Annotated in this window: 12 protein-coding genes, 1 tRNA gene and 1 pseudogene; 12 read left to right on the forward strand and 2 right to left on the reverse strand. The window is 71.3% G+C overall.

Annotated elements, in window-relative coordinates; all coding sequences use genetic code 11:
* The 4 genes from FFG40_RS06785 (at position 1) to mfd (ending at position 6237) form a co-directional block, all read left to right on the forward strand.
* Positions 1-975 carry a hypothetical protein gene (locus tag FFG40_RS06785; RefSeq protein WP_138802679.1) on the forward strand — a complete coding sequence of 325 codons (975 nt, stop codon included), beginning with the start codon at positions 1-3 and terminating at the stop codon, positions 973-975.
* Positions 976-1304: 329 nt separating this feature from the next.
* The gene (locus FFG40_RS06790; RefSeq protein ID WP_042537722.1) at positions 1305-1928 is read left to right on the forward strand and encodes a 50S ribosomal protein L25/general stress protein Ctc; all 624 of its coding nucleotides are present in this window, start codon (positions 1305-1307) and stop codon (positions 1926-1928) included.
* Between the two features lie 43 nt (positions 1929-1971).
* Positions 1972-2559, forward strand: a complete 588-nt coding sequence (pth, locus tag FFG40_RS06795) for an aminoacyl-tRNA hydrolase (RefSeq protein ID WP_138802680.1) — start codon at positions 1972-1974, stop codon at positions 2557-2559.
* 69 nt (positions 2560-2628) lie between these two features.
* A complete protein-coding gene (gene mfd / locus FFG40_RS06800) occupies positions 2629-6237 on the forward strand; it encodes a transcription-repair coupling factor (RefSeq protein ID WP_138802681.1) in 3609 nt (1202 codons plus the stop codon).
* Positions 6238-6396: 159 nt separating this feature from the next.
* Here mfd and nhaA read toward each other — a convergent pair whose 3' ends face one another.
* Positions 6397-7575, reverse strand: a complete 1179-nt coding sequence (gene nhaA, locus FFG40_RS06805) for a Na+/H+ antiporter NhaA (RefSeq protein ID WP_111033598.1) — start codon at positions 7573-7575, stop codon at positions 6397-6399.
* 90 nt (positions 7576-7665) lie between these two features.
* Here nhaA and FFG40_RS06810 point away from each other — a divergent pair, with 90 nt between their 5' ends.
* From FFG40_RS06810 to FFG40_RS06845, 8 genes are all read left to right on the forward strand, one after another.
* Complete coding sequence (locus FFG40_RS06810; protein ID WP_138802682.1) at positions 7666-8361, forward strand: MazG family protein; 696 nt, start codon at positions 7666-7668, stop codon at positions 8359-8361.
* A gap of 285 nt (positions 8362-8646) precedes the next feature.
* Entirely contained in the window at positions 8647-9891 is a 1245-nt protein-coding gene (gene hisS, locus FFG40_RS06815) for a histidine--tRNA ligase (RefSeq protein ID WP_138802683.1), read from the forward strand.
* Between the two features lie 123 nt (positions 9892-10014).
* On the forward strand, positions 10015-11298 hold the full coding sequence (eno, locus tag FFG40_RS06820) for a phosphopyruvate hydratase (protein WP_027464494.1): 1284 nt from the start codon (positions 10015-10017) through the stop codon (positions 11296-11298).
* A gap of 342 nt (positions 11299-11640) precedes the next feature.
* On the forward strand, positions 11641-12174 hold the full coding sequence (locus FFG40_RS06825) for a septum formation initiator family protein (RefSeq protein ID WP_138802684.1): 534 nt from the start codon (positions 11641-11643) through the stop codon (positions 12172-12174).
* Between the two features lie 76 nt (positions 12175-12250).
* Entirely contained in the window at positions 12251-12799 is a 549-nt protein-coding gene (locus FFG40_RS06830; RefSeq protein ID WP_027464495.1) for a DUF501 domain-containing protein, read from the forward strand.
* A 40-nt stretch (positions 12800-12839) separates the two neighbouring features.
* Positions 12840-14315, forward strand: coding sequence for an NAD(P)/FAD-dependent oxidoreductase (locus FFG40_RS06835; protein WP_071246022.1), 1476 nt, complete (start codon positions 12840-12842; stop codon positions 14313-14315).
* A gap of 71 nt (positions 14316-14386) precedes the next feature.
* A tRNA-Leu gene (locus tag FFG40_RS06840) sits at positions 14387-14460 on the forward strand.
* Positions 14461-14493: 33 nt separating this feature from the next.
* Positions 14494-15834, forward strand: a complete 1341-nt coding sequence (locus tag FFG40_RS06845) for a threonine/serine exporter family protein (protein ID WP_027464496.1) — start codon at positions 14494-14496, stop codon at positions 15832-15834.
* 149 nt (positions 15835-15983) lie between these two features.
* Here FFG40_RS06845 and FFG40_RS06850 read toward each other — a convergent pair.
* Positions 15984-17597, reverse strand: a pseudogene (locus FFG40_RS06850) (class I adenylate-forming enzyme family protein); the annotation flags it as partial.
* Positions 17598-17779: the final 182 nt, after the last annotated feature.

A 17779-nucleotide genomic window follows, 5' to 3' on the forward strand; every position in this document is an offset into this window, starting at 1 on the left:
ATGCAGATCACGAACCGCGTCGCGAAGACCGGCACCCTCGTCGTCGTCCTCGCCGGACTGGCCACCGCGGTCGTCCACGGCCTGCCCGAACGAGCCGACGTCGCGGTCGCACCCACCGTCGAACAGGACAGCACGGCGTGGGCGATGCCCCTCGACGCCTTCGTCGCACCGGCCTCGTCGAAGACCACGTACGCCGAGGACCTGGTGGCCCAGCCCTGCCTGCGGAAGGCCGGCATCGACGACCCGGCTCCCTGGGCGACCGCGGCCGGGCTGCAGGCCGACGACGACGCGGCCGACACCGCCGCCCGGGCGAACCCGTCACCCGCACTCGCGACCACCAGGCCCCTGACCGCGGCGCTCGCCGAGTCCCGCGGATACCACGGGCCGTCCGCCGCGGGTGCGAACCAGGAGGGTTTGCGGCAGTGGGGGTACGACCCGGACCGCCAGGCCGCGTTCGCCGCGCTCCCGGACGACGTGGCCGCCCGCTGCTGGAAGGCAGCCCGGAAGACCCTCGGCACGACGCTGCCCGGCACCGAGCAGACCACGTCCGAACTGGCCCAGCGCCTGACGTACCTGGCGGCGCTGGATGCGCGCCAGGACGACAAGGTCCGCACGGCGGCGGCCGGGTGGCGCACCTGCATGGAGCCGTCCGGTGTGCCGGACCTGCCGGCGGGTCCGGAGGGCATGCCGACCCCCTCGATGCACGTCAGCGCCCGTGATGGCGACCAGGTCGTCCTGTTCTCGGACGATCCGGGGAAGGCCGAGGTCGCCGTCGCCGAACGGGACGTCGCGTGCCAGGAGTCATCCGGCTACCGCAGCGCGCTGTACGCGGCGGAGTGGGAACGGCTGCTGCACGTCACCGCGACCGACGCGGCCGCGCTCCGGAAGGGCTCGACACGGCAGCCGCAGGTGGACGCCCGCCTCGACCGGGTGATCGCACGGCTCGCGCCGGCGGCACCGACGGACGTCGACTGACGCGGCGGGTGCGGGGAGCGGACCTGGGGGGAGCGCCCCGCGCCCGCCGCACGGGGACGACGGACGGGAGGCCCGTGGCGGGACCGCCACGGGCCTCCCGTGGCGTCCCGGTGAGCGTCCGGACCGTGACGCACGACACGCCCGGACGGTCCTGCTAGACTCAGTCCCTGACTTCGGCGAGGGCTGCGTACGCGCGGCCGTGATCGACGCGGTGGGATACCCGGCAAGACCCTGGGATCGTTCCTCACGCGTGCACGCGTTCGAGTTGCAACACCACAGACCCCCACGATGCCGGCACCCCGGCGTCGTCCCCGACACCAGGAGGCACCATGGCCGACTACACCAAGCTCGCAGCGGAAGTCCGCACCAAGTTCGGCAAGGGCGCTGCTCGCAAGCTCCGCGCGGCCGACAAGATCCCCGCAGTCGTCTACGGCCACGGCACCGAGCCGAAGCACATCTCGCTGCCCGGTCACGAGACCATGCTGCTCGTCCGTACCGCCAACGCGGTCGTCGACCTCGACATCGAGGGCGCTGCGCAGCTCGCACTCGTCAAGGACGTCCAGCGTGACCCGGTGCGCCAGATCATCGAGCACATCGACCTCGTGGTCCTCCGCCGCGGCGAGAAGGTCACGGTCGACGTGCCCGTCGTCATCGAGGGCGAGTCCTTCTCCGGCACCATCCACGTGCAGGACCTCAACACGATCTCGCTGCTCGTGCTCGCCACCGACATCCCGGAGCACGTCTCCGTGAACGTCGAGGGCCTCGAGGACGGCGTGCAGATCCACGCCTCGCAGCTCGAGCTCCCCGAGGGCGCCGAGCTCGAGACCGACCCCGAGGCGCTGGTCGTCGCGATCGTCACCCCGCGTGGCACCGCTGACGACGACGCCGCGGACGAGGCTTCGGCCGAGGCCGGTGCCGAGTCGGGTGCCGAGGGCGCCGCGGACTCCGAGTAACACCCCTTCGAAGACATCTGGTCGACGCTGTGACACTGCGCTCATGAACGGCAGCAGCATCCTGGTGGTGGTCGGGCTCGGGAACCCCGGGCCCGACTACGCCGGCAACCGCCACAACGTCGGCCAGATGGTCCTCGACGAACTCGCCTCCCGCATGGGAGCGACGTTCAAGAAGCACAAGACGCCGAACCAGGTCGCCGAGGGGCGCCTGGTGCCCGGCGGCACACGACTCGTGCTGGCGAAGCCCGGGTCGTTCATGAACACCTCGGGCGGACCGGTCTCCTCGGTGCTCGGGTTCTACGGCGCCACCCCGGCCGACCTCGTCGTCGTGCACGACGAGCTCGACCTGCCGTTCGACACCGTCCGCCTGAAGGGCAACGGCGGGCACGGCGGGCACAACGGGCTGCGCGACATCATCAAGGCCACCGGCACGAACGAGTTCATGCGCGTCCGGGTCGGCATCGGACGTCCGCCCGGTCGGCAGGACCCGGCCGACTACGTGCTGCGTGACTTCTCCGCAGCCGAGAAGAAGACGCTGCCGATCCTGCTGGCCGACGCGGCCGACGCGGTAGAGGCGATCGCCGAGGTCGGGCTGCTCGCCGCACAGCAGCGCGTGCACGCTCCGTCCTGAGCGTTCGGCGCTGTTCGCCCGTCGCGCACGCCGCGGCCGGTGTCGGTGGCGGCCGGTACCATCTCCTGAGTGACGATCTCGGGCATCATCCCTGCGCTCTCGCGCGCCTCCGCCTTCGATCGCGTGCTGCGCGCCGCACCGCGCGACGCCGACTTCTCCGTCGTGGACGGCCTGCGCGTGCCGCTGCTCGGCGCGCTGCTCGCCGAGCGCAACGGTCCGCAGTGCGTCCTCGTCATCACGGCGACCGGGCGTGAAGCCGAGGCGGTCCGCGAAGCGTTCGGCAGCTACGTCCCCGACGCCGACGTGCTCGAGTTCCCGGCGTGGGAGACCCTGCCCCACGAGCGCCTCAGCCCGAGCGCCCAGACCGTCGGCACGCGCATCGCGACGCTCCGGAAGCTCGCGGCGTGGCAGGCGGCGGACCCGGCCGAGCGTCGCCAGACCATCGTCGTCGCGAGTGTCCGCGCCGCGCTGCAGCCGATCGCGAGCAACCTGACGTCCCTGGCGCCGGTGGTGCTGCGGACCGACTCACGGGGCAACGACCTGGCGGCGATCGCGTCCCAGCTGGTGGACCTCGCCTACTCGCGCGTCGACCTCGTCACCCGCCGTGGTGAGTTCGCGGTGCGTGGTGGCATCCTCGACGTCTTCCCGCCGACGGCCGACCACCCGGCGCGTGTCGACTTCTTCGGCGACGAGATCGAGGCGATCAAGGCGTTCTCCGTCGCCGACCAGCGCACGACAGAGGACGACCTCGGCTCGGTCGAGCTCACCGCCTCGCGCGAACTCCTGCTCAGCGACGACGTCCGGCAGCGGGCACGCGAGATGCTGCACGAGTTCCCGAACCTGTCCCAGATGCTCGCGAAGATCGCCGAGGGGATCCCGGTCGAGGGCATGGAGTCCCTCGCTCCGGCGCTCGTGCAGGACCTCGTGCCGATGACCTCCTACCTGCCGGACGACGCCACCATCGCGGTGTTCTCGCCGGAGCGGGTGAACGGCCGCGCGAACAGCCTGGCCGAGACGAACACCGAGTTCCTGCAGGCGGCCTGGAGCGCAGCGGTCGCGGGTGCCCAGGCACCGATCGACCTCGACGCCGGGAACTTCCTGACCGTGCAGCAGCTCAAGAACACCCGCGGCCAGCGCACCTGGTGGACGGTGTCGCCGTTCGACTCCGGCCTCGACGAAGGGGACACCGAGCGCGTCCTCACCGACGCCGAGGCCGCTGCCGAGGCCGGCGAGTACATCCGCGTCCGGGCCGAGGCCGTCCCGAGCTTCGCCGGCAGCGCCGACGGGGCGATCGCCCACGTCAAGTCGCTGACCGACGACGGGTGGGCCGTCGTGGTGACCGCGCAGGGCCAGGGCCTCGTCGAGCGTGCGGTGCAGGTGCTCGCCGACGCCGGGGTCGCCGCCCGTGCCGATGCCGTGACCGCGCCGCCCGAGCCCGGCGTCGCCGTCGTGACGACCGCGACCGTCGAGCACGGCTTCGCGATCCCCGACCCCCGCATCGCGGTCCTGAGCGAGGCCGAGTTCTACGGCCGCAGCGTCCAGCAGGGCGCCCGCACCGTCAAGAAGCTCGCGAGCCGGCGCAAGAACGTCGTCGACCCGCTGCAGCTCAAGCCGGGCGACGTCGTCGTGCACGCGACCCACGGCATCGGCAAGTTCGTCGAGCTCGTCAGCCGCGAGGTCTCCAGCGGCGGTCGCAACGCCGTGAAGACGCAGCGCGAGTACCTCGTGCTCGAGTACGCGCCGTCGAAGCGCAACTACCCGGGCGACAAGCTCTTCGTGCCGACCGACCAGCTCGACCAGCTGTCGCGTTACGTCGGTGGTGAGTCGCCGACCCTGTCGAAGATGGGCGGCTCGGACTGGTCCGCCGCCAAGTCGAAGGCCCGCAAGGCCGTCCGCGACATCGCCGTCGACCTGGTCAAGCTGTACTCGGCGCGGATGGCGTCGAAGGGGCACGCGTTCGGTCCGGACACCCCGTGGCAGCGCGAGCTGGAAGAGGCGTTCCCGTTCGCCGAGACCGCCGACCAGCTCACCACGATCGACGAGATCAAGCGCGACATGGAACGCCCGATCCCGATGGACCGCCTGCTGTCCGGCGACGTCGGCTACGGCAAGACCGAGGTCGCGATCCGTGCCGCGTTCAAGGCGGTGCAGGACGGCAAGCAGGTCGTCATGCTCGTCCCGACGACCCTGCTCGTCCGCCAGCACATGGAGACGTTCCAGGAGCGCTTCGCCGGGTTCCCCGTGCACCTGCGCGCCCTGAGCCGGTTCCAGACCGAGAAGGAGTCGAAGGAGACCATCGCCGGGCTCGCCGACGGCACGGTCGACATCGTCATCGCGACCCACCGGATCCTGTCGCAGGGCATCACCTTCAAGGACGTCGGGCTCGTCATCATCGACGAGGAACAGCGGTTCGGCGTCGAGCACAAGGACCAGCTCAAGAAGTTCAAGACGAACGTCGACGTCCTGGCGATGTCGGCGACCCCGATCCCGCGCTCGCTCGAGATGGCGGTCACGGGCATCCGCGAGATGTCGACCCTGGCGACCCCGCCCGAGGACCGCCACCCCATCCTGACCTTCGTCGGGCCGCAGTCCGACCTGCAGGTGGCCGCCGCGATCCGCCGCGAGCTGCTGCGCGAGGGCCAGGTGTTCTACGTGCACAACCGCGTGAAGGACATCCAGTCGGTCGCCGCACACCTGGCCGAGATCGTGCCGGACGCCCGCATCGCCGTGGCGCACGGGCAGATGTCGGAGACCACCCTCGAGCAGGTCATGGTCGACTTCTGGGAGCGCCGCTTCGACGTCCTCGTCTCGACGACGATCATCGAGACGGGCCTGGACATCGCGAACGCGAACACGCTCATCATCGACAAGGCGGACAAGTACGGCCTGTCGCAGCTGCACCAGCTGCGCGGTCGTGTCGGCCGTGGGCGGGAGCGCGGGTACGCGTACTTCCTCTACGACTCCGACAAGCCGCTGTCCGAGACCGCACAGGACCGCCTCGAGACCATCGCCGCGAACAACGAGCTCGGCGCGGGCATGCAGGTCGCCATGAAGGACCTCGAGATCCGCGGGGCCGGCAACCTGCTCGGCGGGGAGCAGTCCGGCCACATCGCGGGCGTCGGGTTCGACCTGTACCTGCGGATGATCGGCGAGGCGGTGTCGCAGTTCCGTGGCGACGTCGCCGAGGGGCAGACCGAGCTCCGGCTCGAGATCCCCGTCGACGCGCACATCCCCGAGGACTACGTCGAGTCCGAGCGACTCCGGCTCGAGGCGTACCAGAAGCTCTCGGCTGCCTCGGCCCCGACGGCCCAGCCGAACGCGATCGACATGGTGCTCGACGAGCTCACCGACCGCTACGGACAGCCGCCGCAGGCCGTGCAGACCCTGGTCGAGGTCTCCCGTCTCCGTCGCATGGCGCAGCAGGTCGGCCTGTCCGACGTCGTGGTGATGGGCTCGAACCTGCGGGTCGCCGGCAAGGAGCTCGCCGACTCGTCGCAGGTGCGCCTGAAGCGCATGTTCCCGGGGGCACGCTGGTTCCCGCAGCAGAACGCGACGAGCATCCCGATGCCGCGTCCGCACGACCAGGCGCTGCCGGACGACGCCCTCATCCAGTGGGTGGAGAGCATCCTCACCGCCGTGTACGGGGCGACGACCCCGGCCGAGGCGCCGGCCGCCTAGACGCGAGCGGAGACGGACAGGAGGCACGGTGCGGGCCCGCACCGTGCCTCCAGTCCGTCATCGGCCACGTCCACGGCGCGCACGCCGTTCGCGACGATCCACGCGTCGAACGACGCGTGCTCTGTCGCGGAACGGGTGTGAACCCCGGCCCGCGAACCGCTACTCGGTGTCCTCGGCCTCGGACAGCTCGCGGCGCGCGCGGTACGCCCGCGCCCGCAGGGTGACGACGACCGCCGACGCGACGATGGCGATGCCCGAGCCGACGAGCACGGCGAGGACGCCCTCGTCGAGGATCTCCTCGTTGCGGGCGAACGCCAGCTCGTTCATGAGCAGCGACACCGTGAACCCGATGCCGCCGAGCACGCCGACGGTGATGATCGAGAAGAACGACAGCGACGAGCGGCCGGGCGAGCGGAAGATGCGCGTGGCGATCGTGCCGAACAGCGTGATGCCGATGACCTTGCCGACCGGCAGTGCGAGGACGACGGCCCAGAACGTGGGGGAGAGCTCGCTGATGCCGACCGAGGGGATGATGACGGCGGCCGACGCGAACGCGAACACCGGCAGCACGATGGCGTTCGACCACGGTTCGACGTTCTCGTGCAGGGTGTGGCCCGGGCGTCGGGGCAGCACGAGCCCGAGGGCGACGCCGGCGATCGTGGCGTGCACACCGGAGTGGTAGACGAGCCACCAGGTCAGGAGTCCGACGACGACCATCGCCACGATGACGAGCGTCTGCCCGCTGCGCCCCGGACGGAGCATCCGACCGAGCAGCCAGAACGCCGCGAGGGTGACGACAGCGCCCGCGAGGGCCAGGAAGTCGGTGTCGTGGGCGAACACCACGGCGATGATGATGATCGCGATGAGGTCGTCGAGCACGGCCAGCGCGAGCAGGAACACCCGGATGCCGCTCGGCAGCCCGCGACCGAACATGGCGAGCACCCCGAGCGCGAACGCGATGTCCGTCGCCGTCGGGATCGGCCAACCGTGCGTGTACTGCGTGCCCGCGGTGACGAGCAGGAAGATGCCGGCCGGGACGAGCACGCCGCCGACCGCCGCGATGGCGGGGATGATCGCGGTCTTGGGGTTCGACAGCTCGCCGTCGACGAGTTCCTGCTTCAGCTCGATCGCGACGAGCAGGAAGAAGACCGCGAGCAGCCCGTCGCTGATCCAGTGCGCGATCGACAGGTCGAGGCCCAGGGCACCGAGCGGCAGGTGCGCGTCGAGCAACCGTTCGAGGCCGGGGCCGATCGGGGAGTTCGCCACGACCAGACCGAGCACGGCGGCGGTGAGGAGCGCGATGGCGCTGAAGCGGGGGGAGCGGACGAGGGACGACATGGATCTCCGTCTCGAGGGGTCGGGTGAGTGTCCGTCGACCAGACTTCCCGACACACCACGGCCAGTCTACGCGGGTGGCACGATGACCAGATGACCGCCGTACCGGACCTCGTGACCGTCGTCGACCGCCTGCTCGCCGAGGACGGCGGGTGCGTGTGGAACCGGGCGCAGACCCACGCCTCGCTCGCGCGCTACGCCGTCGAGGAGTCGTACGAACTCGTCGACGCCATCGACGACGGCGACCCGGACGACGTCCGCGAGGAACTCGGCGACCTGCTCTACCAGGTGGTCCTGCACGCGGGGATCGCCGCCCGCGCGGGGGACTTCACCCTCGAGGACGTCGCCGCCGGGGTGCGGGACAAGATGACCAGGCGGCACCCGCACGTGTTCGGCGACGAGACGGCGGACACCGTCGAGGACGTCGTGCGGGTCTGGCGTGCGGCCAAGGCGGCCGAGAAGGCGAGCCGGCGGAGTGCGTTCGACGGGGTGCCCCGGGCGATGCCGCCGCTGGAGCGTGCGGTGAAGCTGCTGGAACGCCTGGAGGAACGTGGGGACGCCGACGCGGTCGTCGCGTCCGTCGTCGGGGGCGGTTCCGGCGTCGGCCCGGAGGCCCGTGGTGCGTCCGCCGCGCCGGCTGCGGACGACGGGGTGGGGACGGTCGACGCCGAGTGGGGGCGAGCGGTGCTCGGGGAGGTCGCGGCTGCGGCAGGACGCGGGGTGGACCCGGTCGCGAGTCTTCGGGCCGCGGTGTCGGCGCTGGAGGAAGCCGGTCGGGCTGTGGAGTGATCCCCGGCGTGCGACGGTGCTCCGGGCTCGGAGAATCCGGGCAGTGAGAACGGGCGCCCTCCCAACCCGAAAAAGAGAGGGCGCCCGTGAGCGGGCGTCGGCTCCACCAGGGAGAGGGGCCGACAGGGAAGCCCGCTCGAACCGCGGGACGCACTGCAGCACGTCGCCCCGCGAATCGGTCCGGAGCGTGGATCAGGCACGATCCGGACCGAGGTTCTGCATGCAGTATGCCAGTGGGTCGGCGGGCGCGCAAGCCGGCGACGCCGGTCTGCCAGAATTGACCGCATGGCAACGACCGTGACGGCACCCCGTGGCATGCGTGACTTCCTCCCGGCGGACAAGGCCCGGCGCGAGCACGTGCTCGGTGTCGTGCGGGACGTCTACTCGCGGCACGGTTTCGACGAGATCGAGACCCCGGTGGTTGAGGACGCTGCGCGGCTGCACTCCGGGCTCGGCGGTGACAACGAGAAGCTGGCGTTCGCGGTGATGAAGCGCGGGCTCACCACCGAGGACCTGCAGGCAGCCGAAGCACCGCTGGACCTCGCCGACCTCGGTCTCCGGTTCGATCTGACCGTCCCGCTTGCCCGGTTCTACGCCTCGCACCGTGCGGAGCTGCCGTCGGTGTTCCGATCCGTGCAGATCGCGCCGGTCTGGCGTGCCGAGCGCCCGCAGAAGGGTCGCTACCGCCAGTTCGTGCAGTGCGACATCGACATCCTGGGGGAGCCCGGGCAGCTCGCCGAGATCGAGCTCATCCGCGCGACGACCGCGGCCCTCGACGCCCTCGGGGTCAGCGGCACGACGATCCGGATCAACGACCGCCGGATCCTGCTGGCGCTCCTCGCCTCGTGGGGGATCACCGAGCCCGCTGCCGCCGACCGTGCGCTCATCACGATCGACAAGCTCGACAAGATCGGTGCGGACGGCGTCGCGGCGGAACTCCGCGGCACCGTGGGCGCCGACCTGCCCGGGCTCGAGGACACCATCCGCGCGCTCGAGGCCGCCGACTGGACGTCGGTCGAGGGGGCGCCGTGGCTCGACGCCGAGGCCTTCGCCGACCTGCTCCGCCTGCGCGAGGCGCTGCCCGGGGTGGACCTGCGCTTCGACCCGACGCTCGTGCGCGGCATGGGCTACTACACGGGCACGATCTTCGAGGTCGCGCACCCCGACTTCGGCTACAGCCTCGGTGGCGGCGGCCGGTACGACGGGATGATCGGCCGGTTCCTCGGGCAGGACGTCCCCGCGGTCGGGTTCTCGCTCGGGTTCGAGCGGCTCGTCGACCTCGTGACCCTCCCGGAGTCCGCCGAGGCCGACGCCGTCGTGCTCGTGTACGACAAGGACGTCGACCCGGTCCGGCTCGCCGCGCTGAAGACCGAGGCCCTGGCGTCCCACCGGCGCGTCCGGCTCGAGCGCCGCACGAAGAACACGAAGAACCTGCTCGCCGGCCTCGCCGCCCAGGGCTTCACGGCGTTCGCCACCGTCTCGGCGGACACCTCGTCGCTCGAGGGCGTGGCGTTCCGCCCGCTCGACTGAGCACCCAGTCCTCGTTCCAGCACGGACTCGTCCACAGCGGGGCGTCACGGCCGACGTCGTGTTCACCTCCGCTCGCTAGGATCGACACCGCAATCACCACAACCAATGTGTAGGGAGTACCCCGTGGCCCTGATCGATGCCGTAGGCGCACGCGAAGTCCTCGATTCCCGAGGCAACCCGACGGTCGAGGTCGAGGTCCTCCTCGACGACGGCGTCGTGTCCCGCGCGCTCGTCCCGTCCGGTGCATCCACCGGCGCGTTCGAGGCGTACGAGCTGCGCGACGGCGACGCCTCGCGCTACGGCGGCAAGGGCGTGCTCAAGGCCGTCGACGCCGTCCTCGACGAGATCGGCCCGGCGCTCGAGGGCTTCGACGCCACCGACCAGCGCCTCGTCGACGCCGCGCTCATCGAGCTCGACGGCACCGAGAACAAGTCCCGCCTCGGCGCGAACGCGATCCTCGGTGCCTCGCTCGCCGTGGCCCGTGCCGCAGCCGACTCGGTCGACCTGCCGCTCTTCCGCTACCTCGGCGGCCCGAACGCGCACACGCTGCCCGTCCCGCTGATGAACGTCGTCAACGGTGGTGCCCACGCGGACACCAACGTCGACATCCAGGAGTTCTTCCTGGTGCCGTACGGTGCCGAGTCCTTCTCCGAGGCACTCCGCTGGGGCGTCGAGACCTACCACGCCCTCAAGGGCGAGCTGAAGAAGCAGGGGCTGGCCACCGGCCTCGGCGACGAGGGCGGCTTCGCGCCGGAGCTCGCGTCGAACCGCGCGGCGCTCGACTTCCTGCTCACCGCGATCGAGAAGGCCGGCTACACGCCCGGCAAGGACATCGCCGTCGGCCTCGACGTCGCGTCCACCGAGTTCTTCTCGGACGGCAAGTACCAGTTCGAGGGCAAGCAGCTCTCGAGCCAGGAGTTCACCTCCTACTTCGCCGAGCTCGTCGCGAACTACCCCCTCGTCACCATCGAGGACCCGCTGGCCGAGGACGACTGGGAAGGCTGGTCGCACCTGACCGCCGAGCTCGGCGACAAGGTCCAGATCGTCGGCGACGACCTGTTCGTCACCAACCCGAAGCGTCTGCAGCGGGGCATCGACGAGAAGGCCGCGAACTCGATCCTCGTCAAGGTCAACCAGATCGGCACGCTCACCGAGACGCTCGACGCGGTCTCGCTCGCGCACCGTCACGGCCTGACCTCGATCCTGTCGCACCGCTCCGGCGAGACCGAGGACACCACGATCGCGGACATCGCGGTCGCGGTCGACGGTGGCCAGATCAAGACCGGCGCCCCGGCCCGCTCGGACCGCGTCGCGAAGTACAACCAGCTGCTCCGCATCGAGGAAGAGCTCGGCGACGCCGCGGTGTACGCCGGTCGCTCGGCCTTCCCGCGCGCCGCGTCGCTGTAACCAGCCCGGCCAGCAGCACCCGCACCACCGAGACGCCGTCCTCCTCCGGGAGGACGGCGTCTCGTCGTCTGTGCCTCCCCGGAGTGCCGAGCGGTCAGGACGTGCCGCGCGCGCTGCGTCGAGTGGTCACGAGTCGTCGGTTGGTCCGGGCCTGGCCGACAGGACGTGACCACCGGACGTGCGCCGGGCGGTGTGTGGTGACCACTCCAGGTGCTGGGCTCCAGGGGCGGGCCGGAGCCGTGCCTCCCGGCTGCCTCGACGTGACGACGCGAGACGCTGAGAGGGCGCCGAACGGCCGCGTGCCGGGCGGCCGGACCGACCGAGCCGGGTTATCGTCGGACCGTGCCCAGCCAGAAGCCCCGCGTCCGCCGCGTCCCCGTGGCGATGCCCGACGGCAGCACGCCCGCGCAGCCCTGGTACCGCTCGATCCACTTCTCGGGGTTCAGCCTGCTCATGCTCGCGATCATCGTGCTCTTCGTGGTGGTGCTCGCGCCGTCGCTCCGGACGCTCATCCAGCAGCAGGAGCAGATCGCCCAGCAGCAGCACGAGGTCGCGAGCCAGAAGGCCGACGTCGCGCAGAAGAAGCAGGACGTCGCACGCTGGGACGACCCGGCGTACATCGAGGCACAGGCCCGCGACCGACTGCTCTACGTGTACCCGGGCGAGGAGAGCTACCTCGTGATGGGCGCCGAGGGCGAGGCCGCCGACAAGACCCCCACCACTGACTCGGGCACCCCCGTGAGTGCGAAGGTGCAGACGCCCAAGGTCGACTGGGTGCAGGCGATGCTCTCGTCGGTGCTACAGTCCGGGCTCACCGACGAGCGGGCAGCCGACCTCGTCGCCCCCGACGTCTCCGGGACCGGCGACAGCAAGTAGTCCCGGACCGCAGGGCGCGGAGCCGTCCGGCCCGACGGTGCGAGGGGTTCCGCTTCTCCGGTAGGCTCACGTTCCCGTGACGACCCCTCCCTTCGACCCGCCCTCCGACCGCGACGTCCAGGTCGTGTCGGCGCAGCTCGGCCGACCGGCACGTGACGTCATCGGGATCGCGGCACGCTGCGTCTGTGGCAACCCCACCGTCGTGTCCACGAAGCCCCGGCTGTCGAACGGCACCCCGTTCCCGACGTTCTACTACCTGTGCCACCCCGCGGCCACCGCTGCGGTCAGCACCCTCGAGGCCAACCAGGTGATGCCCGAGCTGGCAGCCCTGCTCGAGGACCCCGAAGTCGCCGCGCAGTACCGCGCGGCCCACGAGTCCTACCTGGCCGATCGCGAGTCGATCGAACACGTCGACGAGATCGACGGCATCAGCGCCGGTGGCATGCCCACCCGCGTGAAGTGCCTGCACGCCCTCGTCGGCCACGCCCTCGCCGCCGGACCCGGCGTCAACCCCATCGGCGACCTCGCGCTCGAGCGCGCGGACTGGTCGCCCTCCCGGTGTGCATGCCGGGCGTATGATGACGGTGCAGACGCTGGAGTCGGGGCGGGTGGCGGCGAAGTCTGACTCGACTCCCGCACACCCCCATCCAAGGAGATCATCCCCCGTGCCCAAGATCCTCGTCGTCGGCGGCGGTTACGCCGGTTTCTACACCGCATGGAAGCTCGAGAAGCACCTTCGCCAGGGCGAAGCCGAGGTCGTCATGGTGGACCCGCTGCCGTACATGACGTACCAGCCGTTCCTGCCCGAGGTCGCCGCCGGCTCCATCGAGCCGCGTCACGCGGTCGTCGCGCACCGTCGTCACCTCAAGAAGACCCGCGTCGTCACGGCGAAGGTCACCAAGGTCGACCACGCCACCAAGACGGCGACGATCACCCCGACCGAGGGCGAGGCGTGGGAGGAGTCCTACGACCAGATCGTCATGACCGCCGGCGCGGTGTCCCGCACGTTCCCGATCCCGGGCGTCGCGGACGAGGCCATCGGCCTGAAGACCATCGAGGAAGCCGCGTCCATCCGTGACCGCATCCTCAGCAACTTCCACAAGGCGGCGAACCTGCCGGCCGGTCCCGAGCGCGACCGCCTGCTCACCGTCGTCGTCGTCGGTGGTGGCTTCGCCGGCATCGAGGTGTTCGCCGAGCTCCGCTCCTTCGTCACCGACCTGCTGAAGAGCCACCCGCAGCTGTCCTTCGACGACACGCACTTCCACCTGGTCGAGGCGATGGGCCGCATCATGCCCGAGGTCTCGCTCGAGACGTCGCACTGGGTGCTCAAGAACCTCGCCGAGCGTGGCGCGACCGTGCACCTCGAGACCCAGCTGGCCTCGGCCGTGGGTGGCGTCTGCGAGCTCAAGACGAGCGACGGCGCGATCGAGACCATCCCGTCCGACCTCATCATCTGGACCGCCGGCGTCATGGCGAACCCGATGGTCAAGGGCACCGACTTCCCGCTCGAGCAGCGTGGCCGCATCCGCGTGCAGCCCGACCTGCGCGTGGTCGACGACAACGGCGTGATCGCCGACGCATGGGCCTGCGGCGACGTCGCAGCCGTGCCGGACCTGACCGGTGGCGGTGTCGGAGGGTTCTGCGTGCCGAACGCCCAGCACGCCGTGCGCCAGGCCAAGCAGCTCGCGAAGAACGTCGTCGCGACCATCCGTGGCGAAGCGACGACCGACTACAAGCACGAGAACCTCGGTGCCGTCGCGGGCCTCGGCCTGGGCACCGGTGTGTTCCAGTCCGGCAAGTTCGCCATGAAGGGCTTCCTGGCCTGGGGTGCCCACCGCGGCTACCACGGCCTGGCCATGCCGTCGTGGGAGCGCAAGTGGCGCGTCATCGGCGACTGGGTCGGTGGCTTCTTCCTGGGCCGCGACATCGTGTCGCTCGACGACCGCGAGACCCCGCGTGCCGCGTTCGAGGCGTTCGCGTCCCGTCCGAAGCCCGCTGCCGAGGCCCCGGCCGCGCCCGCCGCAGCCCCGGCTCCGGAAGAGGGCAAGGTCGCCGGTGCCGCCGGCCCCGTGTACGGCGAGCCCGCGAAGGACGTCTCCAACGCGGCCGAGCCGGTGACGGCCCCGGCCGACGCCAAGTAGCACCACTCGTCACGAAGGCGGTCACCCGTGAAGGGTGGCCGCCTTCGTGCATCGGTAGGCTGTTGCGGCCCGCCCCCGTGGCCCAATCGGTAGAGGCACGCGACTTAAAATCGCCGAGTTGTGGGTTCGAGTCCCACCGGGGGTACCGAACACCGCAGGCCCAGTAGCATCGACGATCGTGGTCGGACTCGGAAGCGCACTCGCCAACCTGCAGAACGCCCTCCGCCGACCGGAGGCCCACGTCGAGGTCGTCGACGGCGAGAGCGTCCCGGTCGGCATGCTCCTCGGCACCCTCGGAGCCCTGCTCCTGGACGCCGGCAGCTCCGTCACCGACGTCCGGTCGGCGCTCGAGAAGGCCCGGGACGCCGCCGGGGTCGGACCGACGCTCGCGATCGGCGTCCTGCCCGCCCTGGTGATGGTGAGCGAGGTCTCGACGGGCGCCGCCACCATCGTCAACGCCGAGGGCGTCGAACTGTCGTCCCGCCAGGCCGCCCGCGCCAACCGCGTCGTGCTCGGGCTCGAGAGCGGCTCCATCGCCCTCGCCGAGATCCCCGCCCGCGTCCGGGCCATCCGCGCCGGCACCGTCCCGCCGCCCGCCCTGCCGTGGATCCTCGGCAACGCCCTGACCTCGGCCGGCCTGGCCGTCGTCTTCCGCTGCCCCTGGTGGGCGATCGTCCTGGCGCTCGTCGTCGGTGGTCTGGTCGGCGTGATCGGACTGGTCCTCCGGCGGTTCCGCGAAGCCGTGGCGATCATCCCGTTCCTGGCCGCGTTCGTGTCGACGGCGATCGTCGGCCTGGTCGCCGCGGGCACCGGGTTCGAGCAGGTCCCGCTCTTCGCGGTCTGCGCCCCGGTCGCGGTCTTCGTCCCCGGCGCGCTCATCACCAACGCGTTGCTGGAACTCACCGCCGCGGACATCGTCACCGGGTCGTCGCGGCTGGTGCAGGGGCTCATCATGCTCGGCTTCATGGCCGCCGGCATCGCATCCGGCAGCGCCCTGACCGGGTTGCACGTCGACCCGTCGTCGGCCGCGCTCGTCGGCGAGGTCGCGGGGGTCGGCACGGACCTGGCCGGCTGGGAGTCCGTGCCGGCGTACTGGGTGTCGTGGGTCGCCGTCGTGGTGCTGGCGGTCGGGCTCGGTCTGGTGTTCCGGTCCGGGTGGCGCCTGACGCTCGTGTCGGTGGCGGTCATGGTCACCGCCTACGCCGTGGTGAGCACGACGACGCCGCTCTGGGGCAGCGTCGTCGCGACCGGGGCCGCGGCGGCGCTGCTGTTCGTCGCGACCCGGTTGCTCGAGCGGCTCGTGCCGGCGATCCCGGCGACGGTGTCGTTCTTCCCGGCGTTCCTGCTGCTCGTGCCGGGGACGGTCGGGCTGGTGGCGGTGGCCACCTTCGACCCGGAGGCGCTCGCGACCCCGCTCGCGACCTTCGTCAGCCTGTGCATCGGGACGAAGATCGGCGGGCTCCTGCCCGGCCTCTTCGCCCGCAACGCGCCCCGGCGCGCGGTGGACGCGACCAGCTGACGGCCTGGAGGCCCGTGGCGGCGCCGCCACGGGCCTCCAGGCCGCCATCGGCCGGGTACCGGGCCCGCTACGGCTCGATCAGCCCGGCCGGCTGCTGCATCCGCCGCGGCCGTGTCCTTCGCCAGGTAGTGCACCTTCTTGCCGGTGGCGTTGTAGGGGACGTCCGTGACGAAGCGGTACCGCCGCGGGCGCTTGTACCGGGCGAGGCCCGGGTGGGAGCCGGTCCACTCCTCGAGCACGGCCGCTGCCTCGGCGTCGTCGGCCGGCAGCCGGTCGCCGGCACGGACGACGTACGCCGTGACGACCTCGCCCCACCGCGGGTCCGGCACGCCCACCACGATGGAGTCGGCGACCCCGGGGTGCTCCTGCAGCACCGCCTCGACCTGGACGGGGTGCACGTTCTCGCCGCCGGAGATGACCATGTCGTCCTTGCGACCCACGATCGTGACCCGCTCGTGCTCGTCCCACGTGGCGAGGTCACCCGGGTAGAACCAGCCGTTCGCGAACTTCTCGGCCTCGAGCCCGGGGTTCCGGTACGAGTAGCCGGACTTCACGGTGCGCACGGCGAACTCGCCGATCTCGGTTCCGTCCTTCGCCACCGTGTCGGTCGGGTCGGCCAGGCGGTCCTCGTGCACGCGGACGACGGCGACGTCGTCGTCGGTCGATGCGCGTCCGGTGGAACCGGCGCCGTCCGGGAAGTCCTCCGGGCGCAGGAACGTGTTCCAGAAGGTCTCGGTGGTGCCGTAGCCGTTGAAGATCCGCGGCGACAGCAGCTCCTGGTACCGCAGTGCCGCGGCTCGGTCGAGCGGTGCGCCCATCGTGACGATGCCGTTGAGACTCGACAGGTCCCGCGCCCGGCGTTCCTGCGCATCGGCGAGCTGCACCAGGTTCGGCGGAGCGCCGATCAGGAACGTCAGGCGTTCGGACTCGACCAGGTCGAGCACCCGGTCGGCGTCGAAGTGCCGCAGCGTCGTGAGTTCCGCGCCGACGTAGAACACCGGGTTCGGGCCGCCGGAGTACAGGCCGCCGCGGTGGAACAGCGGCGACATGTTGAGCGTCTTGTCGAACGGACTGAGCGGGAAGTGCATGACCACGTCGTGCGCGCTGAGCACCTCGACCAGACTCGGCAGCGGGACGGGCTTCGGCCGACCGGTGGTGCCCGAGGTGTAGAGCCGGGTGGACTCGTCGTAGGTGCTGCGCGGACCGATCGCCGCGAGTTCCTCGGGGGAGACGGGCTCGGACAGGAGCAGCTCGGCGAACCGGTCGTGGTCGCCACCGACCGGGACGACCTGGTCCGGCCGGTGCGGCGACGACCCCAGCGCAGCGGCGATCGCACTCGTCCGCTCGGTGTCGTGCACCAGGACGGCGGGTGCGGAGTCCTCGATGATGAACGCGACCTCGTCCGGGGCGAGCCGGAAGTTCGTCGGCGAGAACACCGCGCCGATGCGGTGGCAGGCCAGGTAGAGCATCGCGAACTCGGGGGTGTTGAACAGCTCGACCATCACGACCGAACCCCGTCCGCCACCGTGCCGGACGAGCCACCCGGCGATCCGGTCGACGACGTCGCCGAGCTCGGCGTAGGTCCACGAGCGGTCCGTCCCCGGCTCGCGCAGCGCGGGTCGGCCGGCGAAGCGGTGGGTGTTGCGGACGAAGCCGTTGGCGTAGGTGAAGCTGCCCTCGAACACCTCGCGGAAGCGTGTCGCGTCGTAGTCGGACCGGGTGTCCGTGTCGGGTCGGGTGTCGGGTCGGGTGTCGGTCATCATCGCTCCTGCCGCGGTCGTGCGGTGCACACCGACTGTCCTGCGCGGGCACCGGTCACCAGGTGCCGCTGCACCGCTGGTCCGGTGCGGCGTGGCCGTCCGATCGTCACACTAGCCCGCTGGCCGCGAACCGGCCCGGATGTGCGTCTTCTGTCCCGAGGGCGGTGCGGAGCGCCGCTCTGGAG

It is taken from the genome of Curtobacterium sp. KBS0715 (assembly GCF_005938005.2).
GTDB lineage: Bacteria > Actinomycetota > Actinomycetes > Actinomycetales > Microbacteriaceae > Curtobacterium > Curtobacterium flaccumfaciens.

Coding starts and splice junctions, on each gene's coding strand:
- FFG40_RS06785 (WP_138802679.1), top strand. CDS start 1: ATGCAGATCACGAACCGCGTCGCGAAGACCGGCACCCTCGTCGTCGTC.
- FFG40_RS06790 (WP_042537722.1), top strand. CDS start 1,305: ATGGCCGACTACACCAAGCTCGCAGCGGAAGTCCGCACCAAGTTCGGC.
- pth (WP_138802680.1), top strand. CDS start 1,972: ATGAACGGCAGCAGCATCCTGGTGGTGGTCGGGCTCGGGAACCCCGGG.
- nhaA (WP_111033598.1), bottom strand. CDS start 7,575: ATGTCGTCCCTCGTCCGCTCCCCCCGCTTCAGCGCCATCGCGCTCCTC.
- FFG40_RS06810 (WP_138802682.1), top strand. CDS start 7,666: ATGACCGCCGTACCGGACCTCGTGACCGTCGTCGACCGCCTGCTCGCC.
- hisS (WP_138802683.1), top strand. CDS start 8,647: ATGGCAACGACCGTGACGGCACCCCGTGGCATGCGTGACTTCCTCCCG.